The organism is Neobacillus sp. OS1-2, from assembly GCF_030915505.1.
GTDB lineage: Bacteria > Bacillota > Bacilli > Bacillales > Cytobacillaceae > Neobacillus.
Window position 1 is genome coordinate 2,210,442 of the sequence record NZ_CP133265.1, and the last position, 25,211, is coordinate 2,235,652.

At 41.0% G+C, this 25,211-nt stretch carries 27 protein-coding genes, 1 riboswitch and 1 other annotated feature; of the genes, 17 read left to right on the forward strand and 10 right to left on the reverse strand.

The window, feature by feature from the left end:
* Positions 1-58 precede the first annotated feature (58 nt).
* The 4 genes from RCG19_RS10905 to RCG19_RS10920 form a co-directional block, all read right to left on the reverse strand.
* Positions 59-610: a TetR/AcrR family transcriptional regulator gene (locus tag RCG19_RS10905; RefSeq protein WP_308110795.1), complete on the reverse strand. Its 552-nt coding sequence runs from the start codon at positions 608-610 to the stop codon at positions 59-61.
* A gap of 99 nt (positions 611-709) precedes the next feature.
* On the reverse strand, positions 710-1,174 hold the full coding sequence (locus tag RCG19_RS10910; protein WP_308110796.1) for a CD3072 family TudS-related putative desulfidase: 465 nt from the start codon (positions 1,172-1,174) through the stop codon (positions 710-712).
* Positions 1,164-1,739 carry a CD3073 family putative ECF transporter S component gene (locus RCG19_RS10915; RefSeq protein ID WP_166243389.1) on the reverse strand — a complete coding sequence of 192 codons (576 nt, stop codon included), beginning with the start codon at positions 1,737-1,739 and terminating at the stop codon, positions 1,164-1,166. The genes RCG19_RS10910 and RCG19_RS10915 overlap by 11 nt, the downstream gene beginning before the upstream one ends.
* 46 nt (positions 1,740-1,785) lie before the next feature.
* Positions 1,786-2,670 carry a selenium metabolism-associated LysR family transcriptional regulator gene (locus RCG19_RS10920; RefSeq protein WP_308110797.1) on the reverse strand — a complete coding sequence of 295 codons (885 nt, stop codon included), beginning with the start codon at positions 2,668-2,670 and terminating at the stop codon, positions 1,786-1,788.
* A gap of 326 nt (positions 2,671-2,996) precedes the next feature.
* Between RCG19_RS10920 and RCG19_RS10925 the strand changes: the two genes are divergently transcribed.
* The 5 genes from RCG19_RS10925 to RCG19_RS10945 all read left to right on the forward strand — a co-directional run bounded on the left by RCG19_RS10925 (position 2,997) and on the right by RCG19_RS10945 (position 7,357).
* Complete coding sequence (locus tag RCG19_RS10925; protein WP_308110798.1) at positions 2,997-3,914, forward strand: class I SAM-dependent methyltransferase; 918 nt, start codon at positions 2,997-2,999, stop codon at positions 3,912-3,914.
* 115 nt (positions 3,915-4,029) lie between these two features.
* Positions 4,030-5,400 carry a chloride channel protein gene (locus RCG19_RS10930; RefSeq protein WP_308110799.1) on the forward strand — a complete coding sequence of 457 codons (1,371 nt, stop codon included), beginning with the start codon at positions 4,030-4,032 and terminating at the stop codon, positions 5,398-5,400.
* A gap of 154 nt (positions 5,401-5,554) precedes the next feature.
* Complete coding sequence (locus tag RCG19_RS10935; RefSeq protein WP_308110800.1) at positions 5,555-6,049, forward strand: sigma-70 family RNA polymerase sigma factor; 495 nt, start codon at positions 5,555-5,557, stop codon at positions 6,047-6,049.
* Positions 6,042-7,064 (forward strand): anti-sigma factor, encoded by a 1,023-nt coding sequence (locus RCG19_RS10940; RefSeq protein ID WP_308110801.1) that lies wholly within the window; start codon positions 6,042-6,044, stop codon positions 7,062-7,064. The genes RCG19_RS10935 and RCG19_RS10940 overlap by 8 nt, the downstream gene beginning before the upstream one ends.
* Positions 7,049-7,357 (forward strand): hypothetical protein, encoded by a 309-nt coding sequence (locus RCG19_RS10945; RefSeq protein WP_308110802.1) that lies wholly within the window; start codon positions 7,049-7,051, stop codon positions 7,355-7,357. Before RCG19_RS10940 ends, RCG19_RS10945 begins: the two co-directional genes overlap by 16 nt.
* 346 nt (positions 7,358-7,703) lie before the next feature.
* On the opposite strand, the gene RCG19_RS10950 is transcribed toward RCG19_RS10945, so the two are convergent.
* Positions 7,704-8,429 carry a polysaccharide deacetylase family protein gene (locus RCG19_RS10950; RefSeq protein WP_242637803.1) on the reverse strand — a complete coding sequence of 242 codons (726 nt, stop codon included), beginning with the start codon at positions 8,427-8,429 and terminating at the stop codon, positions 7,704-7,706.
* Between the two features lie 179 nt (positions 8,430-8,608).
* On the opposite strand from RCG19_RS10950, the gene RCG19_RS10955 reads away from it, so the two are divergent.
* The 8 genes from RCG19_RS10955 to RCG19_RS10990 all read left to right on the forward strand — a co-directional run bounded on the left by RCG19_RS10955 (position 8,609) and on the right by RCG19_RS10990 (position 15,009).
* Complete coding sequence (locus tag RCG19_RS10955; RefSeq protein ID WP_308110803.1) at positions 8,609-9,301, forward strand: AIM24 family protein; 693 nt, start codon at positions 8,609-8,611, stop codon at positions 9,299-9,301.
* A gap of 833 nt (positions 9,302-10,134) precedes the next feature.
* On the forward strand, positions 10,135-10,464 hold the full coding sequence (locus RCG19_RS10960) for a PadR family transcriptional regulator (protein ID WP_308110804.1): 330 nt from the start codon (positions 10,135-10,137) through the stop codon (positions 10,462-10,464).
* Positions 10,461-10,859 carry a permease prefix domain 1-containing protein gene (locus RCG19_RS10965; RefSeq protein WP_308110805.1) on the forward strand — a complete coding sequence of 133 codons (399 nt, stop codon included), beginning with the start codon at positions 10,461-10,463 and terminating at the stop codon, positions 10,857-10,859. Before RCG19_RS10960 ends, RCG19_RS10965 begins: the two co-directional genes overlap by 4 nt.
* A gap of 12 nt (positions 10,860-10,871) precedes the next feature.
* Positions 10,872-11,510 (forward strand): hypothetical protein, encoded by a 639-nt coding sequence (locus tag RCG19_RS10970; RefSeq protein ID WP_308110806.1) that lies wholly within the window; start codon positions 10,872-10,874, stop codon positions 11,508-11,510.
* Between the two features lie 147 nt (positions 11,511-11,657).
* Positions 11,658-12,347: a response regulator transcription factor gene (locus tag RCG19_RS10975; RefSeq protein ID WP_308110807.1), complete on the forward strand. Its 690-nt coding sequence runs from the start codon at positions 11,658-11,660 to the stop codon at positions 12,345-12,347.
* 84 nt (positions 12,348-12,431) lie between these two features.
* On the forward strand, positions 12,432-13,355 hold the full coding sequence (locus tag RCG19_RS10980) for an ABC transporter ATP-binding protein (protein ID WP_308110808.1): 924 nt from the start codon (positions 12,432-12,434) through the stop codon (positions 13,353-13,355).
* On the forward strand, positions 13,348-14,091 hold the full coding sequence (locus RCG19_RS10985; RefSeq protein ID WP_308110810.1) for an ABC transporter permease: 744 nt from the start codon (positions 13,348-13,350) through the stop codon (positions 14,089-14,091). Before RCG19_RS10980 ends, RCG19_RS10985 begins: the two co-directional genes overlap by 8 nt.
* A 21-nt stretch (positions 14,092-14,112) precedes the next feature.
* A complete protein-coding gene (locus RCG19_RS10990) occupies positions 14,113-15,009 on the forward strand; it encodes a sensor histidine kinase (RefSeq protein WP_308110811.1) in 897 nt (298 codons plus the stop codon).
* A gap of 70 nt (positions 15,010-15,079) precedes the next feature.
* Here RCG19_RS10990 and RCG19_RS10995 read toward each other — a convergent pair whose 3' ends face one another.
* Positions 15,080-16,906 carry an APC family permease gene (locus RCG19_RS10995; RefSeq protein ID WP_308110812.1) on the reverse strand — a complete coding sequence of 609 codons (1,827 nt, stop codon included), beginning with the start codon at positions 16,904-16,906 and terminating at the stop codon, positions 15,080-15,082.
* A 148-nt stretch (positions 16,907-17,054) separates the two neighbouring features.
* A riboswitch (cyclic di-AMP (ydaO/yuaA leader) is annotated at positions 17,055-17,200 on the reverse strand.
* A 128-nt stretch (positions 17,201-17,328) separates the two neighbouring features.
* Here RCG19_RS10995 and RCG19_RS11000 point away from each other — a divergent pair.
* Positions 17,329-17,481, forward strand: coding sequence for a bacitracin ABC transporter ATP-binding protein (locus RCG19_RS11000; RefSeq protein ID WP_308110813.1), 153 nt, complete (start codon positions 17,329-17,331; stop codon positions 17,479-17,481).
* 69 nt (positions 17,482-17,550) lie between these two features.
* On the opposite strand, the gene RCG19_RS11005 is transcribed toward RCG19_RS11000, so the two are convergent.
* The 3 genes from RCG19_RS11005 to RCG19_RS11015 are packed head-to-tail and all read right to left on the reverse strand — an operon-like array spanning position 17,551 to position 21,424.
* Positions 17,551-18,645: a GerAB/ArcD/ProY family transporter gene (locus RCG19_RS11005; protein ID WP_308110814.1), complete on the reverse strand. Its 1,095-nt coding sequence runs from the start codon at positions 18,643-18,645 to the stop codon at positions 17,551-17,553.
* Positions 18,642-19,847 carry a Ger(x)C family spore germination protein gene (locus RCG19_RS11010; RefSeq protein ID WP_308110815.1) on the reverse strand — a complete coding sequence of 402 codons (1,206 nt, stop codon included), beginning with the start codon at positions 19,845-19,847 and terminating at the stop codon, positions 18,642-18,644. The genes RCG19_RS11005 and RCG19_RS11010 overlap by 4 nt, the downstream gene beginning before the upstream one ends.
* Complete coding sequence (locus RCG19_RS11015) at positions 19,844-21,424, reverse strand: spore germination protein (protein ID WP_374049595.1); 1,581 nt, start codon at positions 21,422-21,424, stop codon at positions 19,844-19,846. The genes RCG19_RS11010 and RCG19_RS11015 overlap by 4 nt, the downstream gene beginning before the upstream one ends.
* Before the next feature lie 216 nt (positions 21,425-21,640).
* Here RCG19_RS11015 and RCG19_RS11020 point away from each other — a divergent pair, with 216 nt between their 5' ends.
* Positions 21,641-22,213, forward strand: a complete 573-nt coding sequence (locus RCG19_RS11020; RefSeq protein WP_308110817.1) for a TetR/AcrR family transcriptional regulator — start codon at positions 21,641-21,643, stop codon at positions 22,211-22,213.
* 140 nt (positions 22,214-22,353) lie between these two features.
* Here the strand turns inward: RCG19_RS11020 and RCG19_RS11025 are convergent, their stop codons facing one another.
* Entirely contained in the window at positions 22,354-22,608 is a 255-nt protein-coding gene (locus tag RCG19_RS11025) for an alpha/beta-type small acid-soluble spore protein (RefSeq protein ID WP_308110818.1), read from the reverse strand.
* 106 nt (positions 22,609-22,714) lie between these two features.
* Positions 22,715-22,927 (forward strand) — a binding site (T-box leader).
* A gap of 51 nt (positions 22,928-22,978) precedes the next feature.
* Here RCG19_RS11025 and argS point away from each other — a divergent pair.
* Together argS and RCG19_RS11035 are read left to right on the forward strand one after the other, a co-directional pair.
* A complete protein-coding gene (gene argS / locus RCG19_RS11030; RefSeq protein ID WP_308110819.1) occupies positions 22,979-24,673 on the forward strand; it encodes an arginine--tRNA ligase in 1,695 nt (564 codons plus the stop codon).
* A gap of 72 nt (positions 24,674-24,745) precedes the next feature.
* Entirely contained in the window at positions 24,746-25,207 is a 462-nt protein-coding gene (locus RCG19_RS11035; RefSeq protein WP_166243346.1) for a DinB family protein, read from the forward strand.
* Positions 25,208-25,211: the final 4 nt, after the last annotated feature.

The window sequence follows — 25,211 nt, forward strand, 5'->3', positions numbered from 1 at the left end:
AAAGGAAATTGACACTATTGTCACTACTATTATCTTTGAAAGTAACATGGGTGTCAATTTAGGTATTTGTGAACATTCCCTCGCGAATAATTTGTTTAATGGAACTAACCCAAGTAGAATGGGGGGTCCCCCCGTGATTAGGGATGGCTACAGATTGAAAGATGTAGCCCAACAATAAGTTGTTTGGAATATCAGACCGTAGTTTGCCTTCTGCCTTCCCTCTATCGATAAAGTCTTGTAAGTACTGATACATATCAACATGAAGTTTCTCAAACTTTTCATTATGTCCTGGGATTTGCTGTCCGATTCTGATGAGTTTCTGAATGTCTGATGATGATAATATCAGGTTTAAAAGAAAATCAAATTGGGCGTCGAACCCAAGTTGTAGGTCTAATTGCTTTAAATGAATTAGAAATTGATCCATTTCATAAAAAATAAAGTTCGTGATGAGCTCTTCTTTATTTTCAAAGTATTTGTAAAGGGCACCGCGCGATACGTGTAAAGTATCTGCTAAAATGCTAAAAGTAAATCCTTCATAACCATGTTGAAGAAGGAGCTGTTTTGTCTCCTGAAATAATTCATCCCTAGAAAATTTGCGTTCACGTGCCATGTTCTCACCTCTGCCCCCATTATATACAATATATGCTGCAATAGAAAACAACTAAAAACAAGCCCGCTTTCCAGATCAGGCTTGTTTTTTATGCATTCCTTATTTTATAAAGTGCAGATTACCTTTGAATTCTGGTTCACTGGTATTCGGCAAATACCAGAGGGTTTTCAATGTGATTCCTTTTTCGGCAAACATCGCTGTTAACTCTTCGATAAAAATGCCGCGAGTCGGGTCACATGATGGGCTACTCTGAATCCCTAGCAGACCGATAATGTCATAATCATTTTTCAGATAGTCTTCAGCTTGTAGAAGGACAGGGTTCAGGATCTTCCGGCAATGCTCTCTGTACTCGGGTGTGTTGTATTGTTCGTAGGTCATCGATGGCCGATTCAGCCCAAGAAAGGTAAATTCCGGGCATGGCAGCTGGAGAAATCCGTAGCCCTCTTTCATTGCCCACTCAACAGCTGAAAGGACAGCACCTTCTGCACGGGCCTCATCGACAATGACGGTATTCTGATTTAAGATACAATGAGAAACTAGCAGGATCTTTTTACTACGCTGCATTTTTCTTCTCCTTATTCACGATCTTTGCTAGATTTGGTAAGCGGGCTATCATGAACATAACCAACAAACACGTAATGATTTTATCGACAAAATTGCCGGTAATCCGTGAAATAAAGGTAGAGGCAAAAACGCTTTCTCCTGCTGAGCGCAGCCAAAGGACGACTAAATCCATCCCGCTTCCATTTAATCCGCCATAGACGGCAACAGCAATCGGTGTCCCAATAAGAGGTGCGATAATAGATAACATAATTCCGGTGATAAGGGCGATATACCATTTTCTGAAGTCAAACTTTTTCGCCATGTAACCTGCGACTAACGCAATAGCAATATTAACAAGCCCAAAGAACATGGCAGATGGACCTGTTGTGGCACCGAGGACCACGTTGGTCAGTCCACCGGCTAATGCTCCCCACCATGGGCCGAATAAGACGGCGACTAAAACCGTACCAATTGTATCAAGGAATAACAAAGGAATTTTCATTGATGAGACCACAGTTCCTAATAGTACGTTTAAAGCAATACCCATTGCAGAATAAGTTAAAATCATTGTTCTACTTACTTTCATATATCTTTCCCCCTTTTTTATAAAAAAATAGTAAAATCCGATTGCATCACTGCTTAAATAAAAGCCCCGTAAATTCTTTAATGATCGGGCGGTCTGCCGCATCAGTTAGAGAAGTAAAATAAAAGTTTCTTAGATAGGGATCAAATTTTTCAATAATCTGGATCCGACCTGCCTTTGCGGCTGGCATGGCAGCTAGCTTCGAGATAAAACTGATACCAAGTCCTGCTTCTACTGCAGCGATAACGGCTTCGGTACTGCCGATGGAGACGACGGAATGCAAATCAGAAAGTGAACACCCATGAAGTGTCAGGTAATCCTCCATTACCTTTCTTGTGCCTGATCCCTTCTCCCTTAAAACAAAATCATATTGTTTAATCTGGCTAAACTCCGAGTCGTCTGAATGGATCATCGGGTGTCCATTTGGTGTAATCAATACGAGTGAATCAGAGGCAATCGGCCTGAATTGGAGTTTGGTTGACTCATGCTCAAGGCCAATGATTCCTATATCAATTCGATGATCCAGCAGTCTATCGAGGATTTTCTTAGAATCACCAATTTCAATGGTTACATCTACCTTTGGGTAAAGGCTTCGGAATGTTTTAATCCAGTTTGGAACAAGATAGGTACCAGGGATGGTGCTGGCACCGATGGTTAAGGTCCCGGTTAATGTATCATGAAGACCATGAAGTTCATCCTCCAGCCTTCGCCATCTTTGTGCTACTTCTTTAGCGGCCTGATAAACAAGCTTTCCGGCAGGGGTTGGCTGTATTCCCGATGTGCCTCGTTCCAAAAGCTCCATCCCAAGCTCTTCTTCCAAACTCTTTATTTTAAGGCTTGTCGTCGGCTGTGAACTTTTTAAGGCAGCAGCTGCCTCTGAAAAACTCCTTTTCTCAACAACCAAAATAAACGCTTCTAGTTTATTAAAATTCATTTCTACACTCCATCTATATTAGGATATTTAATAATTTATATTAACTTTTTTTATACTTAGGTGAAACTTTGATTGACAGTTCAAGTACACCATTATATTTTAACTTGATGGATGAGCATATGAAAGCAGGATTTGGTAAACATCTTTGTCGATTCTGTTAACAACGGGTGTTAGGTACTATTTTTCCAAAAATAAAAATAAATTCATTGACTTTACTTGAAAAATATGCTATAATATTTATTTATTGACAATAAAGTGAACTCATCCTAAAATAAACTCCTAGCCACTTTTTGCTGGGAGTTTTCTTTTTTTAAGGGGGAGTTTTCATGGAAGCTAATAAGGAAAGTTTAACTGCATTAGTAAGCTGCTTTGCCAGGGGATACCATGCATTGAATAGCAGCAAGCCCATTTTTAATGATTGGGTTGCCCCTTTACTGTTACGTGATGAGGAAAAACAACTAATCAGCACCAATTGGGCAAATGCCATCGCCTTTTTCGATCCGGAAAAGAGTGAATCCTTGACATCATTTGACGAAAAATTAGAATGGGTGATGAACAATCAGACCGTTCCTCAATTAGTCAGCCGGGCACGATATGCAGAGGAAAGTCTCATGTCGGCGATTGAACGTGGAGTGAGACAATATGTGATTTTAGGTGCCGGCCTTGACACTTTTGCTTTTCGCCATAAAAACTTGCCGGAGGATTTTATCATCTATGAAGTCGACCACCCCACAACCCAAGCATTCAAAATGAAGCGCCTGCAAGAAATGGGTTTCGCCATTCCTGCAAACATAAAATTTGTTCCCGTTGATTTTAAACATGATTCCTTACCTGAAGAGCTGAAAAAAAGCGGCTATGATAGCGGGCAAATTGCCTATTTTAGCTTGTTAGGGGTTGTCATGTACTTAGAGAAACATGATTTTTTAAAACTCTTGACTGCCATTTCGGAAATGTCTTTAAACGGAAGCTCCTTTGTCTTTGATTATCTTGATGACACTGCGTTTAATGAAAGAAAGGCCTCAAAGAAGCTCATTCAAATGCGGCAAATTACTGCTGCCACGGGTGAAGCAATGGTTACCGGCTTCGATCCCTTTGAACTTGACCTCGAGCTGCAAGATTGTCAGATGCTTTTATATGAAAATCTTTCACCGGAGAATATTGAAGAGCTGTACTTCACAGACAGGGAAGACGACTTGCACGCTTTTGACCATTTTCACTTCGCCCATTTAGTTGTTCATAAGTAAATGTTGACACCGTTCCTTTTTTTGGACGGTGTTTTTTCAGGTGTTATCCTAAATTTTCAATCAATAGACTTCTTAAACATGTAGTGCTATTTTCAATAGGGGGGTGAACGGACAAATGTTTTCGCGGATCTATTACGTGGAACCGCTTGTGATGATTGCAACATTACTTCGGTGGCTTTTTTTAGCAACGATTATGGGGGCATTTGTTGGAACCGGAACAAGCCTATTTTTACTTTTATTATATTATTCAACAGGTCAAACAGTACATATCCCATTATGGCTGCAAATGGTGCTTCTGCCACTTGGCGGATTGTTGAACGGACTCATTTTATATTATGGATACCGCCATGCTTCGAAAACAAATAAAGACTCAACGATTGCCGCTGTACACGAGCAGTCTGGGGTTCTGCCTTTTAAAACCATGTGGGTAAAGCCGTTAACGGCGATTATTACGCTTAGTTGCGGAGGCTCAGCTGGAAAGGAAGGTCCATGTTCGCATATCGGTGGTTCGTTGGCGTCGTTATTTGGCCTTCTTTTTCGCTTAAATCCGGAACTTCAACGGCGAATGGTTGCCTGTGGTGTTAGTGCTGGGTTTGCTAGTGTGTTTGGCACGCCGATTGCAGGAGCTATCTATGGGATTGAGGTGTTAACCATCGGGCGGCTTCGTCACGATGTTATTTTCCCTGCTGTGATCGCAGGTGTCACATCTTACCGTATAAGCACGCTATGGGGACTTACATATGACTATTATCCAATACGGGTTGCATCACAGTTTTCAGAAGGGCTATTTATAAAAATAATCATCATCGGCATCCTTTGTGGACTAGTTTCGTGGCTCTTTATTGAGCTGTTCGTCCAGGCGCGCACATTTTTTGGCTTTATTCAGGAGAGGTTTCATATTTGGAAACCACTCATGCCTTTGATGGGTGGTCTTGTTTTATCTTTCCTTATTTTCGTGTTGCCGACGGATTACCTTGGGTTAAGCTTGCCGTTGATGGAGCGTGCTTTAGTAGGCGAGCGAGTGTCCTATTTGGGGTTTCTATGGAAATCGCTGTTTGTTGCCATCACGTTAGGGTCAGGATTTTATGGCGGGATCGTCACACCACAATTTGTGATTGGCGCCCTAACGGGAAATGTCCTTGCTCATCTAATGGGCATAAATCCTGCTCTAGGGGCAGCGGTTGGAATGGTTGCAGTTGTCGCTGCGGCATCAAATACACCGATTGCTGCCATATTCATGGGATATGAATTATTTGGCAGCTTAACTGGCATATATGTGGTCGGGGCTTGTATTACAGCGTATATTGTCATCGGCCACAGGAGCGTTTATCCCGACCAGCTTGTTGCTTATCCAAAGTCCTTATGGATGTATCTGCAGCCGGGAATATCATTAGAAAGGGAAAAAATCCATGTTTCTTACGGGCTGTTACGAAAAATAAAACGCTGGCAACGGCGGAAGCCTTACTCAAGATTTAATAAAGAATAGAGCGGTTTTTTTAAAACAAACGTTTGATAAGGAATCGTGTATAGGGATGGATGCGAACAGGGACAAAACTGTTCGTATTTTTTTGTGAAATAATTTCCAAAACTGCAACCTTTTGCTATCGTTAAACGTGGTTAAGGTGAAAGGGGGAACAGGAGTGGAGCTAGATCAGGCTTACCTGGAACATGTCAATGATTTATACCGGTATCTATACTCCCTTTCAAAGGATCATTTTATCGCCGAGGACTTGGTTCAGGAGGCTTTTTACCGTGCCTATTTGCATCTGGAGGATTATGAAATCTCTAATATTCGTGCATGGCTATTTAAGGTTGCATACCATGCCTTTATTGATTTTCAACGGAAAAATAAACGTCTTGTTATTCAGGCGGAAATGGATGAGAGTAATTCCTCTCGGGATACGCCGGAAAAAAAGCTCTTAGAAAAAGTGGGCTTTCAATCATTATTAAAGGATATTCACTCGTTGAAAGAAGCAGAAAGGCACGTTCTCTTGTTATGCGATTTGCATCAGTTGACATACAACGAAGCGGCGGAGATTTTGGGAATGAATTTGAATACCTTGAAAAGCCATTTACATAGGGGCCGGCGGAAGGTCATGGAAAAAGTGAAGGAAAGGAAGAAGACGGATGACTGATGAAAAGAATAATGTAGATGATGAATATCAAAAATATCTAAAGGAATCATTGAATGAAGTAGGTGGTGTCCACTCTTATTCCGAAAAAAGCCAAACTGAGATTGTCACGATGGGGAAAAATATGGCCCGCAGGACGAATATCATGATCAGTCTGGCTATTCTATTATTAATTGTCCCTATCATGACGCTGGCCTCCCATATGTACTATGCCATAAACGATAGGGCAAACCGTCTGATTGACGTTGCCACGAAAACGATCTATGTGACTGAACCGAATATGGGACTGGAAAAATTACGCTTAGAGCATGAAATTGGCTTTTTTTCAATGAATATCAAGTTTGATGTATTTAAAAAAATCGGCAAGGAAGATTATAAGGTTGGGAACTATGATATTGACTTTTTTTTAGACAGAGCGAACTTTCCTAAGAAGAACCTTAATCTAGATAGGCCGTTAGCGGAATATCCAGATAAGGATACAGAAGTCTTGTTTCACCCTAAAGCATCCGTCCCTTTTAATAGAAACGATCAATGGGATATGTTAAATAAGCTTCCCGATGGGACTGTAGCGGAGGTATATATATCATTAAACGATGTAATGAAACCAAAGGAACTGAATAAAATTCTGCCTAAGGATATGGAACTTCGCTGGTTAGCGGTGGATACGGGGATGGATGCAGCACAGGTGGATGATGAAGGGGTACCCATTACACCTCTTGGATACCCGGCGCAATATGATCAGACGACGTGGTCCCCGTTTAAATCCTATCATCAAACAAATGAGGAAGTGTTTCTCGATATTTTATCGCTGCTTGAAAAAAATGAATCGGTTGCTGAAAAAGTCGCCCGGGCTAAATCATTGTCCCTGAAAAGCCGCATTGCCTATATTAAGAAACACGGCATCAAGGTGTATGGCGCTGTGATTACCGGCCCAACAGAGGAATTAAGAAAGCTGCAGAATGTAAAAGAAATTAATACGATGAAGGTAGGGGAGGTAAAACTATGGAACTGGGAATAAAGAAAAAAGGGGGCAACAGACGCCTTCCGACGATATCTGGATTTCTATCTTTTCTGGTTGCGCTACTTTCATTAGCTGGTTTAAATGTAGCTCTATTAGTAAAAAACTCAGAGTTTCCCGGAATCTTTATCGTTCAACTGCCAATTGTCGGTTTTTTTCTGGGACTTGCGGGGCTAGTAACCGTGAGAAGATCAAGATTATATGCCATTTGGGGACTTACCCTAAATATCTTTTTACCAGTTTTTACCCTATTAATGATGATTGCGGCATTAAGCATTAACCCAAAGCCATAACACGAAGTTTTTAATGAAAAATGGTACAGAATCCTCATCGCTGGACATACTGTTAGATAAAGGCATGTCCACATGAGGTGATATAGTTGGAGAAACTAGCAAATCTTTGTTGGGATGGGTTTACGCTGAAACATGTGTCCCACCCGAAAGTCGTTAAACCTTATATCCTATTTATTTTTTCTGCCCTTTTGGTTGAATTATTTTTGATTGCATTGTTGGGAGTGTCATGTTTTATCTTTTACCAAAACGGTTTTAGACCGGATATGGTCTATTATATTAGTGGCGCAGTATTGCTTCTACTGTTTGTGATAACAGCTTCAGTGTTAAAAACAATTATTTTGAGACATTATTTTATCAATTTATAAGAGAGAAGCTCTGAAACAGTGACAAAGTTGTATCCTTGTTCTTTCAATGCAGGTAGAAAAATCTTTAAGGCCTGGATGGTCTGACTCCGGTCGCCGCCGCTATCATGAAGAAGGAGAATATCACCATGGCGAGCATGGCTGATGACATGATTAGCAATACTCAGTGCCCCCGGCAGGGACCAATCTCTTAATTCCTGATGATACGACCAAAGTACGACTTTGTATCCTTGTTCTTTCGCCTCCTGCAATAGGGCAGTGTCTAGGTATCCCCCAGGAGGTCTGAACAATTTAGGGTGGTTTGGCTGGTATTTTTGAATAATACGATCTGCCAATATAACCTCGTTGCGCATCTGATGAAAGCCAACTTTATTTTCATATGGATGTGTCATAGAGTGATTGCCCAATTCATGACCGGCCTCCACAACCTGTTCGACAATGTCCGGATACAGTTCCATTCGGTTTCCAATTTGAAAAAATGTCGCATGGGCACCAAACTTTTCGAGAAGTAAAAGAATTTGGGGCGTATAGACAGGATCGGGACCATCATCAAATGTTAAAGCTATGACCTTTTTGTGTGTGGCCACTTCCCAGATGACTTGCCCCGTTGGCTCCACTTGCTTTCTCTTTATCATCTCCGCAAACACAGTTGTTTGAACGCTGGAATAAAAACAAATAAATGCAATAATGAATCGAACCCATTTTATCATGGCCAATCTCCCTTAACGACCAAACTAGTTAGTCTTACTAATGTGTACCTTTATCATCATTCCTATGTTAAAAATCAGGGTAATTGTTTAGCGGTGCAGCAAAAGAATCTAGCGAAAAACAAAATTGAAACATTACTATCTTTTCTACGTAATACAATTAAGGAAAGGGGATGGGTTGAATGAGTAGATATTCAATGGATGAGTTCATTAAACAGACAGAACAAAAGGATAAAGGGGAAGGCTTTTTCGAATTAGAAACCCCGCGGATGCTTGAAGTGAACTTGGATGGCCTTGTTTGGGCAAAGGCGGGATCTATGGTCGCGTATCATGGGAAAATAAAGTTTGATCGCGAAGGCATTTTGGAGCACGGATTGGGGACCGCCTTTAAAAAGGCATTCACCGGTGAAGGTGCCTCGCTAATGAAAGCAAACGGACGGGGGAAATTGTATCTTGCCGATGAGGGGAAAAAGATTATTATCCTAAACTTGCAAAACGATTCCATCTATGTGAATGGAAATGACTTGCTGGCATTTGAGCCGGGGATAAAGTGGGAGATTAAATTAATGAAGCGGATTGCCGGGATGATGGCCGGCGGTTTATTCAATGTCCGCTGTGAAGGAACGGGCATGATTGCCATTACTACACACTACGAGCCATTGACACTGCGGGTATTGCCGGGACAGCCGGTTATCACTGATCCAAATGCAACCGTCGCCTGGTCGGGAAATCTCCAGCCTGAGTTTCAAACGGACATCAGTTTAAAAACATTCTTTGGAAGGGGCAGCGGTGAATCGATTCAAATGAGGTTCGAGGGCGATGGATTTGTTGTGGTGCAGCCTTACGAGGAAGTTCGAAGGGTGGAGAAGGGATAACTTCAATGTGATCAAGCGGATTAAGACCAAGAGTATGAATGAAATTGGAAAAAAGGTCTTCATAGGGTCGGTGAAGGACTAATCTCGAAGGGGAAACTAATGATTAGTCCATCATAAGGTCGCTGAAGGACTAATCACGATAGGGAAACAAATGATTAGTCCATCATAAGGTTGCTGAAGGACTAATCTCAAAAGGGAAACAAAGGATTAGTCCTTCAAACATAATAAGTCCATTGTCGAACGCCTGCCTTTTTGAAATTCCTCTCTAAAACCCTTCTAATCGTCTTTTTACACTTCACAACCCTACACCACTCATAAACCAAATTGGTTGTAATCCTCATTTTAGGAAACAGAAGCTTTAATTCATTCACACTCCGCAATACGGCCGTTGTCGCCAACTCTTCATGCCCGCAATCACCACACACGCATTTCTTTCCGTGAACAGAAATCGAAAATGAGCGGCAGACCACACATGTAAGTCCTTTTCGCAGCCCTTCATAATGATACGGGGGCAGTGTGGTATAAGGATTTTCCTCCATATGAAGGGAAATTAATTTATCAGCTTAGGATATAGCACTCACATTGAAGTTTCTTCGTCAACGCGTCAATTCCTTAGATTTAATACGGGGTTTATACGCCATATGCCACGTCCATTCTTTTTTTATCACTCCAAGTTTATTTTATAAGAATCTCTCTACCTAAGAGGCCAAGGGTTATGAAAATTTTGTTAATTTTTTTAAAAAAATGGCCTAATATTACTTTGACAGATAGAGTAATTTCGAGTAAGATTACTCTATCAGATAGAATAGTTATTGAAATAGGGAAGTGACAAGATGATTAGAAGTGATCTGATTCGCGGTCATTTAGATTCGATAATTTTACGCCTGATTTTTGAACAGGACAGGTATGGCTATGAAATATCGAAGGAAATCAGCTTACGTACAGACAATCGATTCCAGATAAAAGAGGCAACCTTATATGCTGTTTTTCAAAGACTTGAAAAAAAGGAATTAATTGAATCGTACATGGGGAGCGTTTCACAAGGCGGGAAAAGGAAATATTACAGGATTACAACGCTTGGAAAAGCTTACTTAAAAGAAATGATTGCGGAATGGATAGAAACAAAAGAGGTAATCGATTTATTTATGGAGGGGTTAAAGTGAAAAAGTTAAAAAATCATGTCGATGAACTGTTTAAAGCTGTTCCGGAGAGTGAGCAAAAGAAGGCTGTCAAGCAGGAGGTTTTAGAAAATCTTGAAGAAAAAGTGCTGGACCTGATGGAGCAAGGTAAGGAAGAAGAGGATGCGATCAATAAAGCAATCGTAGACTTTGGTGACATTGAGGATTTAAAAAAGGAACTGGGTGTAAAGCAGCCGGTGAAGAAAAATATGTCAAAATTAAATTTAGGTTTCTCCATTTGGGGGAGTATTCTCATTATCGCTTTATTTGTGTTTATCAATTTTGCCTATACGCCGCAAACAATCTGGTTTGTCTATCCAACCTTCGCGGTGTTATGGTGGCCGCTAGCCATGTATTTCCATTGGCAGCGGTCAAAATAGGGAGGGATTATAATGAGAAAATTCAATCCGGGCTTTGCCGTCGCAGGAAGTATCATGAGTATTATCTTCCTTATACTTGTTAACTATTTAACTAGCAGCCAATACGTATGGTTTTTTTATCCTTCCTTTGTATTGTTGTTGTGGCCTATAGGTGTGTACTGTGTGAAAAATGGGAAACATAAACATCTGTCACTTTCATATAGCGTATTGCTCATTGCCTTTTTGACAGTAGAGAATTTCCTCCATTCACCAGAGTATCCATGGTCAATTTTAGCTGTTTATCCAGTATTCTGGTGGCCGATTTTAGTTTTTTTAGGGAAGCGCGCACTAACATTACCCGTGGCATTGATTGGGAGTACGTCGATTATTTTCTATTATGCGGTGCTTAATGTATTCTTGTTTCCACAGCATCCGTGGGCTATCTATCCGGCTTTCGTTGTGTTGTGGTGGCCGCTTGTCATCTATCATGCCAAACAAAAGACATTTTTTGCATTCTCTCTTCATGCCACTCTATTACTAACGGTCTTTTTTATTACCGTTAATGCCGTCTCCAGCCCTAGCGCAATTTGGGCCGTATACCCCATCTTTTGCGCATTGTGGTGGCCATTAAGCATGTACTACTTCGTCTATAAAAGAAAACTCATAAAATAATCATTTGGGTGTTGTCCACTTCGGGGAGACAAGTGTCTTTTTACGGTGCCTGACACCCTTTTTACTATATAGATAGTATTTGTGTAAATGGGGAAACAAGTTTATGCTGTATATACAAAATTTGGAGAGTAACTGGGTGATTACTGAATGGAGCAAATAAATATTTTGGTTGTCGAAGATGATAATGATATTAATCAATTATTATGCAATATTATCCGGAAAAGCGGCTATGTCCCGCAGCCGGCCTATTCTGGTACTGAAGCGATGATCTACTTGGAACGATCTGAATGGGATATGGTGCTGCTCGATTTAATGCTGCCTGGCATGACAGGAGAAGAGATCTTAACAAAAATAAGTGAACAAAATCCTATACCTGTCATTGTAATCTCCGCAAAGCTGGAGCAGCAAACAAAAATCGAAGCCTTACGAACCGGTGCAGATGATTACATCACGAAGCCCTTTGATATTGAAGAGGTTTCTGCAAGAATTGATTCCCATTTAAGAAGATCCCGCCGTCTAACCCAACAGCCACATCCTAAAGAATTAACATTCAAGGATTTACAGGTTGATACGGTAGCAAAAACAGTAACTGTTAATGGATTTCAATTGACAGTTACGGCACGAGAATATGCAATCCTTGCACTGCTTTTGTCATCTCCCAAAAAGGTCTTTACCAAGGCGAACGTATATGAAAGTGTCTGGAACGAGGAATTCCGTGGCGATGATAACACCATCAATGTGCATATGAGTAATGTCAGGAGCAAACTGGCCAAAGCCAACCCTAATGAAGAATACATCGAAACCATCTGGGGAATGGGCTACCGCCTTAAAACTTAAGGTTTTCTTAAGAGTTTGCTTAAGCCTTTCTTATGTAATCATACCTATACTAAATTTATCGCCGCATAAGGGAGGTAAATTTAAATGAAAGATAATGTACTCAAAACCAACAATCTATCCAAAAAGTATAAACAGCAACTGGCCTTGAACAAGGTAAATCTTTCAATTAAAAAAGGTTCAATCTATGGTTTTATCGGGCAAAATGGTGCTGGGAAATCAACGCTCATTCGACTAGTGTCAGGACTTGCATTTCCCACAACCGGTACGATGGAGTTATTTGGAAAAAGTAATGAAACGGAGCTTATACAAGCAAGAAAACGCATCGGGACAATCATCGAAGGACCGGCATTGTATCCCCAAATGACCGCTGCCGAAAACTTGGAAGTCCACCGACTGCTAAAAGGTATACCGGGAAAGGAATGTATCGAAAAAACCCTATCCCTTGTCGGACTTCAGGAGACTGGGAAAAAGAAAGCCAAAAACTTTTCTTTAGGGATGAAGCAACGTCTTGGTCTTGCGATTGCACTATTGGGCGATCCTGAATTCTTAATTCTCGATGAACCTATTAACGGACTCGACCCGATGGGAGTCGTCGAAATCCGAGAACTATTAAAGAGGCTCAACCGAGAATATGGGATTACCATCTTAATCTCTAGCCATATCTTAAGTGAACTGCATTTATTAGCTACTCACTATGGCATCATTCATAAAGGGGAGTTAATCGAGCAATTAACAGCAGAGGAACTAAATGGGAAGTGCCAGCAATTTTTGCATATAAAAGTGGATAATCCGAACAAAGCGGCAACCATACTTGAAACGGAACTAGCCACCAGTGCGTTCGAGGTCATGCCTGACGGTGTGATTAAGTTGTTTGCTTATTTAGATGTTCCGGGTAAAATCTCGACAGCCTTAACGAATCATGGTTTAGTCATCGAACAATTCATGCCGATGGGTGAGGACCTTGAAGGCTATTTTATGAATCGGATTGGAGGCGTGAACCATGGGTAATTTGGTGAAATCAGAATTATATAAGTTGCGAAAGGATCGTACCCTTTGGACATTGATCGTCATCCTAATGGCTTCAGCTATTTTTTATCCAGTTCTGATCTTCTTTGATAATGGTGCAAATTCTGCCACAGTGAATGACTTTTATATCGGCACCGCTCTTAGCGGAAACGATTATATTGTCAAGCTTGTCCCATGTATACTTGCAGGTTTCTTCATTTCAAGTGAATATTCGAATGGTACGATGAAAAGTATCGGGGCTTCTGGCAATAACAGAATCAGGATCTATTTTGCCAAATTACTGGCTTTTTCAATAGGTGCAGTGATTATTTCATTAGTCTTTCCCCTTGTCATATTGGCAGCCAGTACCATTTTGTTTGGGGCTCATGATCTGCCTGCCTTAGACTATGTTATCCAGACGATGGGCTTAACAATCCTTTATGCGGCAGCATTCGCTTCGATTATGTCCCTATTTTCCATTATCTTTAGCGATAGTGGAAAGACGATTGGGTTTTTACTTATCTTTTTCCTTCTATTTGATAGTATCTTATATTTGTTAAGCAAAGAGTTTGCCTTTGTAGAGGCCGTTTTTAACTACTCCGTGTTCAAGTTATTTTTGGATATTAAAGCTGATTTAAGTAATGGTGCTTTTTTAAAAATTTTGCTAGTCCCAGTCATTACATGGATGGTGTTTGGGTTTTTAGGCAGTTTTATTTTTCAAAAAAAAGAAATAAAGTAAGGAAGAAAGCGGGTGGGAAGCGTGCTCTATATAACAATTATTTCTGTACTAGCAGCACTGCTTTTTCTCACTCGTCTTTTTTTTATCAAAAGGGAAATCAAACGCGTCACAATGCAGCTCAACCAGTTTAATCATAAACAGACGGAAAAAAAGGTTGATCTTGCCTTTTTCGAAACGGACCTGGAGAAACTCGCGAGTGAAATTAACCGGCAAATAGATAGTACGATGCAGGCCCAGGCGGAGAAACAACGGACAGAGAATGAGCTGAAACAGGCCATTGCTAATATTTCTCATGATATTCGGACCCCGATGACCTCCATTCTTGGCTATATTCAGCTCCTCGAATCAGCTGACATAGATCCTGAGCAAAGAACGGAGTATACGACAATCGTAAAAAAGGGGGCGCTCCGCTTAAAGGTGTTACTAGAAGACTTTTTTGAGTTATCGGTTATCGAATCCGCAGATTATCCGCTAAATATTGAATCTATCAAACTGAATCAAATAGTACCTGAAGTATTGGTAGGATTTTATGAAGCTTTTTATCAAAGGGGACTCGAACCGATTATTCATCTTCCGGAAGAAGAAGTCATCATTAAGGCAGATGTATCTGCAGTCAAACGGGTAATCGAAAATTTACTGAGTAATGCCCTAAAGCACTCAACGGGAAATGTGATAATCTGTCTTGAAAAACGACGATCTTCGGTTGAGCTAACAATCAGCAATCCCGCCGGTTGCCTTACCGAAAAGGATCTTTTCTTTCTGTTCGATCGTTTCTATAAAGCCGATCAAACAAGAATAGGAAAAGGGACAGGGCTGGGCTTATCGATTGCCAAAGGCTTGATGAAAAAAATGAATGGGAATTTGACAGCGGAATTGCAAGAGGAGCACTTGATGATGAAATGTGAATGGAAGATTTAATGAGGAACTAAAAAGGGGCTCCCCACGGTCAGTTGCCTGACTTTTGGGATAGCCCCTTTTGTTTTGCTATTTATTTTTTCAAATGATATGGCACAGTCGTGATGATTACATTTCTGCGATAGAGCAAGAAGGACCGAATCAGTAAGCTGGATTGGTTATGAAGAATATTGTGCCAGCCTTTTTTAGGAATAAACTGTGGAATAATCACAGTGACTTGATAATTGGATTCGCTCGCTTTATGTTCAACCGTATCAACAAATTTGGTTAATGGCTGGATGATGCTGCGATAATGTGAGTGTAATGTCACAAGTCGGATATCGGGCTGCCACTTTTTCCATTTCTCTTCAAACTTCTTTTCGTCTTCTCTTTCAAAAGCAACGTAAACGGCAATAATCTGGTCAGCTGAAAGAGATTTAGCATAATTTAGTGAGTTTTCCACCACATGCGTAATTCCCGCAACAGGTACAACAAGTACATTGCCTTCAATCAGAGGAGCAGGCTCGCAAGTGGTAATCCTAAGTTGGTCACCTACTGAATCATAATGCCTTCTGATTCTATGGAAAATTAAAATAATAATGGGAATAAAAATCAATACAGGCCAGACGCGATCGAACTTTGTTAAAAAGAATACGATGGTTACAGTAAAACTAATGATTGCTCCCGTGGTGTTAATAATAAACTTCGGTCCCCATCCAGTTGGTTTTTCACGAATCCATTTCAGCATCATTCCTGTCTGTGACAATGTAAATGGAATGAACACTCCCACAGCATATAGTGGAATGAGATGTTCTGTCTGACCTTCAAAAAACATAATTAGCAGGATGGAAGCAACACCAAGGATGATGATGCCATTGGAATAACCTAAACGGTCCCCTCTGATGGTAAACATTCTTGGGATAAATTTATCTTTAGCTAAATTCACAGCTAGCAGTGGGAAGGCTGAATACCCCGTATTGGCTGCAAGGATTAATATCAAGGCTGTTGTCCCTTGGATAAAGTAATACATGCCATTCCGGCCAAAGATCTCTTCGGCTATTTGCGAAACAACCGTTACCTCGACGCGGGGAGAAATCCCATAATAATAGGCTAAAAAGACGATCCCGGAAAATAGTATGGCTAGTAACGTTCCCATCGCCATTAATGTTTTCGCGGCATTCTTCGGTGCCGGGTCTTTAAAGTTTGGGATGGCATTGGAGATTGCTTCTACTCCTGTAAGCGCCGAACTGCCAGAAGCAAAGGCCTTTAAGAGTATAAAAAGACTAATGCCTGCAACCGGTGTCCCAAGCGGTGCCGATAAATCGGGTGAAACACGACCCGTTACGATATTGAATAATCCGACCCCAATTAAAATAAATAAGGCGAACACAAATAAATAAACAGGATAGGCTAATATAGAGGCGGATTCCGTTACCCCTCTTAAGTTTAAAATGGTTATAAAAATGACAAAAATGATGGAAATGACTACATTGTGTGCATGTAAGGCAGGAAATGCGGATGTAATGGCATCGGTACCGGCAGATACACTTACAGCCACTGTTAAAATGTAGTCTACCAACAATGACCCACCGGCAATAAGACCTGGATTAACCCCTAAATTTTCCTTAGAAACCACATATGCTCCGCCGCCATGCGGATAGGCAAAGATTATCTGCCGGTAGGAAAGAATTAAGGCAGCTAAAAGAATTAATACCCCGACCGCAATGGGAATGGAGTACCAAAAGGCAAGGGTGCCCAATGTTACTAGGACAATCAATATTTGTTCCGGACCATAGGCCACGGATGACAATGCATCCGAGGAAAGGATGGCTAATGCCTTCGTTTTTGTGAGTTTTTGTTCCCCTAAAGCTGTTGATTTTAAAGGACGTCCGATTAATAACCTCTTTATAGAAGCAATCACTGCAGTTCACCACCGAATTAAGTATAAAAGTAGTATTCTCTTCGCAACTAAAAAACCAGTCGCAAAGGATATCTTTGGAACAAAAAAAATCTACAAGCCATTTTGAATAGACTTGTAGACATTATTTTCCATGTCGCACAAGCTCCACCTTCCTTCTCATATAACGCTTACGAGGTTAGCTGTCGGATTCGGGCCAATGAGTAGCCCTACCTTTTGAAAGGATTCACCCCTGGGTTGTAGATCAACCCGCAAACACGGTTCCCCCGTACCATATGGTTTCAGCGATTTAGAAATTTGAAACTGTGGATTATCATACTCCCGTGTTGTGGAAAAGTAAATAAAAAAATTTTTATCTTAGCTATGAATGTTATTCAAAGAAACGTAGATAATAGGTGATATTTTATCTTGATAGGAGGCAAACAATGTCTGGCTATAAGAAACCCTTATTTACTGATAGATTTTTAGACGAATTAGCAAGAGAAATATCTCAACTCTATGGAGGCCCTGAATATAAAAATGAGGATGAGGATTCGCAGGTAGAAGGTGGGGATTGGAAGCAGAAGTCAAACGATTGATTAGTTTGGTACTTTTATTAATCAAACGATTGATTAATTAATATAGTACATGTTCAATCAATCGTTTGATTAGTGTTTAGCATGAGCATATTTTTTTCGAAAGCTTCCAATTGCCAAAAGGAGCAGCGGGATTCCCACCATGTTGATCGGTAGCGCATAATACACCCAAAATGTCTTCATATAGCCAAATGTGTAAGATGAATTTGGATAAAGTTGAGCTAAGATAAAAAACAAAGGCGCAGCTATCCAAATCAACTTCCGCCAATTTTTAATGTTAAATAATTGAGCAGCACCATAACAAGCTAAAAAGAAGTAAAGTGATAATTTAATAAAAACACTAAGAATCCAAACTAAGACAGCAATGATTTCGATGTTTTGGACAAAATCCATTACTGAGATGTAGCTAACCACATCAAAAGTAGGGTGACGCAATTTAGCTGAGATCTCAGGACCCAAAACTAGCAGTACGCATAAAGATACAATGCAAACCGTAAAAGCAGATATAGCAATTCCCCATACGGCGCTTTTTATAGCCTTCTGTGGCTCATTCATAAAAGAAACGAGCATTAACATGGTAACGGACTCCCCAAAGAAAGCTAGCGGAATTAATGTTCCTTTCCAAATCGAAGGAATTCCAGAATCAATAAAGATCGGCATGATATTTTGGGTATCGAAATCCTTAATAGATAACACAACTAACATAATGACGGAAATGATAATGATTGGACCGAAAACTTCACTGCATCGGCCAATTCCTTCGATTCCTCCAACATAAGTAACATAAATAAGCAGGAAAAGCATGGTCTGATTTAATGCCCATGGGGGGGGCGTCGGAAGCAGAATGGTAATCGTAAAATCAGAAAACTCTCTTAAAATATTGCCAATCACTGAAAACCATTGAATGAGGTAAGCAATCACAATCAATGTCCCAAGCCACTTACCTAAAAGTAGCCTGCTAAATTGAACTAACGAATGTTTGGGATGAAGCAGGGCTGTTTTTGTGGCAATGTAAACAATGAATACGCCCAAAAAGCTAGCGATCAAATAAGAAATCCATAAATCCTGCTTGGCATCTTCCATAACAGGGCCAATCGTGAGAAGGATAATGTTTCCTGTTTCAAACGTGAACATCAGCCAAAATATTTGCAATCCCGACAATTTCATTTTTTAATCTCACTTTCTTTAAACAATAAAGATGGCCCATTCATTCCGATTCGTTTAATTTTTATGTCGGATTGGACTGAAATATCCGCCTGCGAAAACGTCTGATTCCAGTTTCCTTTCATCTTCTTCCACCGGATTGGATGCTTACGATGAATGGCCTCACCAAAACCGAAAATATCCAAACCATATTTTTTTTGAACCTTTTTTATGGTTTGCTGAACCTGCTTTTGTGCTGCCACTTCAAATTCCTTTTCTAGTAGCTTTAAATTATTGTTATACTCAACATCTAAACCAGAGTTATTTTCTGTCAATATTCCTTCACCTATCAATTTGACAGTAAAATTAACCTTGTTATTCTTACTTAGTATTGGTTCGATTTTGCTCGTTATTTTCGTAAAATTTATGCTGGCATTACTATCCTTTGTTTGAATACTGATATTTATCTTTTTTAGAATGCCCATTACCCAGAGCATATCTCGATTTTCTGCCGAGTTAAGAAATTCTCCAACCATTTTAAGGTTTTGGTCAAACACGCTAACACCGGCTAAACGGAATACCTTTGGGTTCGGAGATGTATCTTTCCCAGATTTCATCCCTTCAAGCGAACTGCTAATTTCAATGGCCGGAATTGTTGGACTAATTCCCTCGCGGTTTGCCGCAATCAGTAAATGTAAATAAGCGGTATCGCCTCTCCCGCCACTCTGCCGGTGCTCCTTTAATGCCGAAGCGGCGGGGGATTTCTCCAATGGATTGGGGACAGTAAGGAGTTCTTTTGCTTTCATCCCCTTTACCACAAATATATCGGACCGAAGACTGACATCAGGAGACCGGTTATTCAAATCAAGCTCTTTTTCCAGCCCGCGTCTTGCAAACGCCTCGCTAAAGAAGATCAAACGCCGTTGGCCAAAAAATGCTTCCCTAGGGAGTTTTGTCTGTATGTTTTGCAGGGCCTCCTCAGCATTTTTCCCCTTTGCAGAAATGGTGAAGTATCCCTGACCTGCCGCTCCACCTCCACCGCCTTGAGTTTGAATGTTCGCCGGAATCACAATTTGCCCGCTTATTTCAATCTCGCCATTTTCAGCTACATCCCAGCCGGATGCCAACCAAATCGCCCGTTCATTTAATTCTTTGCGATCCCAGCAGCCAGTAAGAAATAGCAAGGACAGGCAAGAACAAAGACAAAGAAGTGGCATTTTGTTCATTGCTTCGTACCTCCTTTTTGGGGGCCTGGCTTCTGCCCTTTAGGAATACGCTGTTTATTCCTACCAAACGTAAAGATAGGACCGGCCGTGTTTGCCCATCTTGGCACCCGAAAAAACACATCCTTTAAATCTACTGGTATTTGCGGGGCAACGGGAGTGAAATAGGGAACGCCAAAAGAACGAAGGGTGACGAGATGGATGGTCAAGGCAATAAAGCCGATGACAATACCGTATAAGCCAAAAATCCCTGCTAAAAGCAGCATTGGAAACCGGATAAGCCGTAGTGCCGTACCCAGGTTGTAACGTGGTATGGCAAATGAAGCAATCCCCGTTGTCGCCACAACAATGACCATCGGGGCCGATACAATTCCGGCTTGTACAGCAGCCTGGCCGATAACAAGCGCACCGACAATACTGACGGCTGACCCAACTGCTTTTGGCAGGCGAATCCCAGCTTCTCGCAGTCCCTCAAAAACAAATTCCATAATTAGCGCCTCTACGATGGCAGGAAATGGGACGCCTTCACGGGCCGCGGCAATACTAATAAGAAGGGTGGTCGGGATCAGTTTAGGATGATAGGTAGTCAAGGCAACATAAACAGATGGTAAATACATCGTCATATTAAATAATATATAACGAACTAGCCGAATAAAGGATGTGTAGAGAAATCGTTCATAATAATCTTCTACCGACTGTAGACCGTTCCAGAAGGTCATAGGAACAATAAGGACGAAGGGTGTGTTATCCACCATAATAGCCACTTTACCTTCAAGAAGATTTGCAATGACAATATCAGGTCTTTCCGTATTTTGAATTTGGGGAAAGGGTGTAAAGGAACTATCTTCTATAAACTCCTCGATATATTCCGATTCCAATACTCCATCAATTTCAATCCGACTGAGTCTCCCGCGAACCTCCTCTAATAAGCTTTCAGAAGCAATTCCCTCAATGTAGGTAATCTCTACACTTGTTTGCGACAATTCCCCAACGGTTAATGCTTCGAATTTAAGCCTGGAACTGCGAATCCTTCTGCGTAGCAGCGAAGAATTGGTGCGGATGGATTCCGTAAATCCGTCCCGTGGGCCGCGAATCGTAATTTCAGTCGCCGGTTCTTCAATACTGCGCAGGGGCATTCCATTGAAATCAGCAACAATACCCTTTATTTCTCCCTCAAATATGATTCCAGCATTACCCATTAGGATCCCGTCAACAAGTTCATCAATGGTTGAAATATTCTTAATGGGTGTGACTGCGAATAGTTGCTGCTCAATTATTTGTTGAAGTGAATGAACTTTGTTTAAGCCGTGAGGAAACCCTTCATATAACAAAGGCCGCAGCAATCCCTGTTCTAAAGTCTTTGTATCTGTCAACCCATCTAAATAAATTAAAAGCAATTTAGGTTTTCCTGCTTCGTAGATGGGATGAGTGACAAGGTCAGCACAGTTTTGAAAAAGATCCTTTATTATTTGTTCATTTGCTGTAAGCTCTGAATGCAATGGCTCATTTTTTATAGTAGAAGGATAGGGGGTGATTTTATTGCCATCAAAATGCTTTTTTTTGCGGAGCCGAATCATCATATATCCCCCTTATGTAACCTGAGTATATTTTTCCAATTCGAGGGGGTTGTATGCATTTTCTTTCAGTAGATAACTATTTTTTATATCTGCTAAATGGTAATTGACAATTTCCAAAAACTTTACAGGAAAAATTGAAAACAGAAGACAGGCTGTGGTATAGTAAAAGTGTTTGGAATGACCGAAAAACTAAATCAGTCAATAAGGAGGGTGATGCAAATGGCACCCGACAGGAGAAAGATGATTGTGGAGGCAGCTACAAAGTCCTTTTCATTATTTGGCTTTAAAGCAACGACAATGGATCAGGTTGCGAAGCTTGCCAATGTTGGAAAAGGGACCATTTATACCTTTTTTAAAAATAAAGAAGAACTGTTTGAAGAAATTATTTCTTCGCTCGTGAAGGAAATGATTGTGGAGGCGGATGCAGCCATCCAGCCGGATTTACCGTTTACGGAAAATGTCCATCGTGCCTTATATCGTTTATTAGAGTTCCGCTCCCAGCACCAGCTTATGATTAAGCTTGTCCAGGAAGAAGCTGAAATGGGAACATTGACGGTATCTGAAATGCTCCAACATGTAGAAAACGAGATTATTGCCTATCTAAGGCAAAAAATCGAAACAGCGATTGCAAAGGGTGCAATTACGAAGGTCAACACAGAAATAACCAGCTTTCTTTTATTAAAAATGTATATTGCCCTTGTGTCGGACTGGGAAAGAAATCACGACCCGTTAAGTTCCGAGCAGATTGCTGAAATCATGAAGGTATTTCTACTAAAGGGGTTGCAGGGGTAACGGGACTTCTTTGCTTTAGCTTTGTGAAGGACAAATCGAGAAGGTAGCCGCTGAGATTAGTCCGTCATCGGCCATGTGAAGGACAAATCCCCCGGCTTTCAAGAGAGATTCGTCCTTCATACCAGCTTAGACTCAAGCAATCACTGCTTTTTACTTAAGTTTTCCTGGGCCATTTTCACGAGCTCACGCACCATACTGCCGCCGAGCCGGCCGCCCACTTTTCCAGCCTGTTCAGATGTAAGCTGACCGTTATAGCCCTTTTTCAATGGAACACCGACCTCTTCGGCTGCTTCAAACTTCGCATCCTCAGGGTTCGCAGATTGAACAACCTGCGCTTTAAGCACATCCAAGCCCCTTCGTGCTTCAGGAACAAGTAGTTTATTTCTTCTCGCCATCGAAAATCCCTCCTTTAAAAATAGGATTTCCTTAATATAAAAATTCATCAATATGGGCTGGATAAATCCTTATCTTTCCAGTATAATAGCTGGTAATCGAGCTATAAACAAATCAATGAAAAAGAGAGTAGTTATCTAGGAAGTCAAAGCGAGTCAGGGGCGGTGTAAGCCTGATACAGAGCAGATAATGAAGCGCACTTTTGAGATGCTTGCCTGAAAGTAGTAGGGTAGGCCGGAGAATCCTCCGTTACAAAGTTAAGCCGGTTCTTTTTGAACAATTAGAGTGGTACCGCGGGATTATCAAACTCTCGTCTCTTTATATAAGAGGCGGGGGTTTTTTGTTTTTAATAAAAAAAGGAGGTCTATAGAAATGAATTTTAAGAAGGAGCTGGCAGCCGTTCTCTTTGAGCTGCTTGACCAGGAAATGGCAGCAGCGGATCTGGAACTGATGATTGAAAAACCAAAAAACGCCACACATGGGGATTTGGCCTTTCCATGCTTTACCTTAGCAAAGCTTAAAAGAAAATCACCTAATTTGATCGCACAGGAACTAAGTGGAAAGATTCAATCCCCCCTTTTTGAAAAAGTGGAAGTCGTGGGCGCGTATCTTAATATCTTTTTAAATAAAAAGCTGGTTTCTGAACAGCTCATCAACAGCATCTTTGAACAAAGGGGGCATTTCGCAGACCTCGAATTTGGGGCAGGCGGCAATATAACAATCGACATGTCCTCACCGAATATTGCGAAGCCTTTTTCAATGGGACATTTGCGTTCGACTGTAATAGGAAACTCTATTGCTCTCATAACAGAAAAGTGCGGCTATAAGCCCATCAAAATTAACCATCTGGGGGACTGGGGAACTCAATTCGGAAAATTAATTACCGCCTATAAACTTTGGGGTGATGCCGAAAAGGTAAAACAAAACCCGATTAAGGAGTTACTGGCTCTATATATAAAGTTTCATGAAGTGGCAGAAGCCGATCCAGCACTAGAAGATCAAGGCCGCAGTTGGTTTAAACGACTAGAGGATGGCGACGCAGAAGCGTTAAGCCTATGGCAATGGTTCCGCGATGAATCGCTGAAGGAGTTTTCAAGAATCTATGCATTAATGAATGTTGAATTTGATTCTTATGCCGGCGAGGCTTTCTATAATGACAAAATGGAACGCATCGTCAAGCTGCTCGAGGAGAAACAGCTGCTAATTGAATCTGATCAAGCACAGGTGGTTGAATTAACCGATGAACAGCTGCCGCCGTGTCTCATTAAAAAGTCAGACGGGGCTACGCTTTATGCCACCCGTGATTTAGCTGCCGCTCTCTACAGAAAAGAAAACTATAATTTTGTCCAATCATTATATGTCGTTGGTCATGAACAAAGTCTTCACTTTAAACAGTTAATCGCCGTATTAGGAAAAATGAGCTATGAATGGTCGGAAAAAATGATTCATGTTCCTTTTGGCATGATGTTAAAGGACGGCAAAAAGATGTCGACCCGTAAAGGCAAAGTGGTCCTTTTAGAAGAAGTACTAAACGAATCGATTGCGATGGCGCACCACAATATCGAGGAGAAAAATCCAAACCTGGCAAACAAAGATGTAGTAGCGAAACAAGTAGGGGTGGGCGCAGTTATTTTCCACGACTTAAAGAACAATCGAATGAACGATATCGAATTTTCCTTAGAGGAAATGCTGCGCTTTGAAGGGGAAACAGGACCATATGTTCAATATACCTTTGCCCGTGCTTGTTCCATTTTACGAAAAGCCAATTGGCAAGCCGGATCACAGCCTGAAACCTTCACAAATTCCTGGGATAAGGAATGGAAAGTGGCCAGTCTATTAATGGAATTTGCTCCCGCTGTTAAAAGAGCTTGTGAGAATTACGACCCGTCACAGGTGGCAAAATATATTGTTGACCTTGCCCAAGCCTTTAATAAGTATTACGCAGAGGTAAAAGTCTTAGAAGATAGCACGGAGAAACAAGCACGTTTGGCCCTTGTTTACAGTGTTACGGTCGTTCTTAAAGAAGGATTGCGCTTATTGGGCATTGAAGCACCGGAAGAAATGTAAGGACATTTTGTTTTATAGTTGGTGAATAATGGTATAGAATAAGGCTATGTCAATTTTAAGGGGGCTAACGAAATGAGCGGATTATTATTTAAGAGTTTTGAGTTAACCAGGGGTAAGTTGATTAATAATGTGGAGGGATTCGACGAAGCTATACTCGATGTCCAACCGCAAGGATTTAACAACACACTCCATTGGCATATCGGCCATGTATTAACGGTTGCCGAACAATTTATGTTTGGCTTTCCGAAAAAGTCAACGAATCTCCCTGCGAACTATATGGAACTTTTTGCATCGGGCACAAAGCCTGCTGACTGGCAAGGTGACGTTCCATCCGTTCAGGAATTGACTGCACAGTTAAAGGAGCAACTCAAACGCATCAAGGAAATTCCAGGAGAACGCTTTAATGAAAAGCTGAAGGCTCCGTTTCTTGGTCAAGAAACGTTTGGGGAACTTGGCAATTTTGCTGTTTTCCATGAGTCAAATCATCTTGGACAAATGCATGCAATGAAACGCGTTATAGAAGCTGCAAAGTAAAGGA

Coding starts and splice junctions, on each gene's coding strand:
- RCG19_RS10905 (WP_308110795.1), bottom strand. CDS start 610: ATGGCACGTGAACGCAAATTTTCTAGGGATGAATTATTTCAGGAGACA.
- RCG19_RS10910 (WP_308110796.1), bottom strand. CDS start 1,174: ATGCAGCGTAGTAAAAAGATCCTGCTAGTTTCTCATTGTATCTTAAAT.
- RCG19_RS10915 (WP_166243389.1), bottom strand. CDS start 1,739: ATGAAAGTAAGTAGAACAATGATTTTAACTTATTCTGCAATGGGTATT.
- RCG19_RS10920 (WP_308110797.1), bottom strand. CDS start 2,670: ATGAATTTTAATAAACTAGAAGCGTTTATTTTGGTTGTTGAGAAAAGG.
- RCG19_RS10925 (WP_308110798.1), top strand. CDS start 2,997: ATGGAAGCTAATAAGGAAAGTTTAACTGCATTAGTAAGCTGCTTTGCC.
- RCG19_RS10930 (WP_308110799.1), top strand. CDS start 4,030: ATGTTTTCGCGGATCTATTACGTGGAACCGCTTGTGATGATTGCAACA.
- RCG19_RS10940 (WP_308110801.1), top strand. CDS start 6,042: ATGACTGATGAAAAGAATAATGTAGATGATGAATATCAAAAATATCTA.
- RCG19_RS10945 (WP_308110802.1), top strand. CDS start 7,049: ATGGAACTGGGAATAAAGAAAAAAGGGGGCAACAGACGCCTTCCGACG.
- RCG19_RS10950 (WP_242637803.1), bottom strand. CDS start 8,429: ATGATAAAATGGGTTCGATTCATTATTGCATTTATTTGTTTTTATTCC.
- RCG19_RS10955 (WP_308110803.1), top strand. CDS start 8,609: ATGAGTAGATATTCAATGGATGAGTTCATTAAACAGACAGAACAAAAG.
- RCG19_RS10960 (WP_308110804.1), top strand. CDS start 10,135: ATGATTAGAAGTGATCTGATTCGCGGTCATTTAGATTCGATAATTTTA.
- RCG19_RS10970 (WP_308110806.1), top strand. CDS start 10,872: ATGAGAAAATTCAATCCGGGCTTTGCCGTCGCAGGAAGTATCATGAGT.
- RCG19_RS10975 (WP_308110807.1), top strand. CDS start 11,658: ATGGAGCAAATAAATATTTTGGTTGTCGAAGATGATAATGATATTAAT.
- RCG19_RS10980 (WP_308110808.1), top strand. CDS start 12,432: ATGAAAGATAATGTACTCAAAACCAACAATCTATCCAAAAAGTATAAA.
- RCG19_RS10985 (WP_308110810.1), top strand. CDS start 13,348: ATGGGTAATTTGGTGAAATCAGAATTATATAAGTTGCGAAAGGATCGT.
- RCG19_RS11000 (WP_308110813.1), top strand. CDS start 17,329: ATGTCTGGCTATAAGAAACCCTTATTTACTGATAGATTTTTAGACGAA.
- RCG19_RS11005 (WP_308110814.1), bottom strand. CDS start 18,645: ATGAAATTGTCGGGATTGCAAATATTTTGGCTGATGTTCACGTTTGAA.
- RCG19_RS11010 (WP_308110815.1), bottom strand. CDS start 19,847: ATGAACAAAATGCCACTTCTTTGTCTTTGTTCTTGCCTGTCCTTGCTA.
- RCG19_RS11015 (WP_374049595.1), bottom strand. CDS start 21,424: ATGATGATTCGGCTCCGCAAAAAAAAGCATTTTGATGGCAATAAAATC.
- RCG19_RS11020 (WP_308110817.1), top strand. CDS start 21,641: ATGGCACCCGACAGGAGAAAGATGATTGTGGAGGCAGCTACAAAGTCC.
- RCG19_RS11025 (WP_308110818.1), bottom strand. CDS start 22,608: ATGGCGAGAAGAAATAAACTACTTGTTCCTGAAGCACGAAGGGGCTTG.
- argS (WP_308110819.1), top strand. CDS start 22,979: ATGAATTTTAAGAAGGAGCTGGCAGCCGTTCTCTTTGAGCTGCTTGAC.
- RCG19_RS11035 (WP_166243346.1), top strand. CDS start 24,746: ATGAGCGGATTATTATTTAAGAGTTTTGAGTTAACCAGGGGTAAGTTG.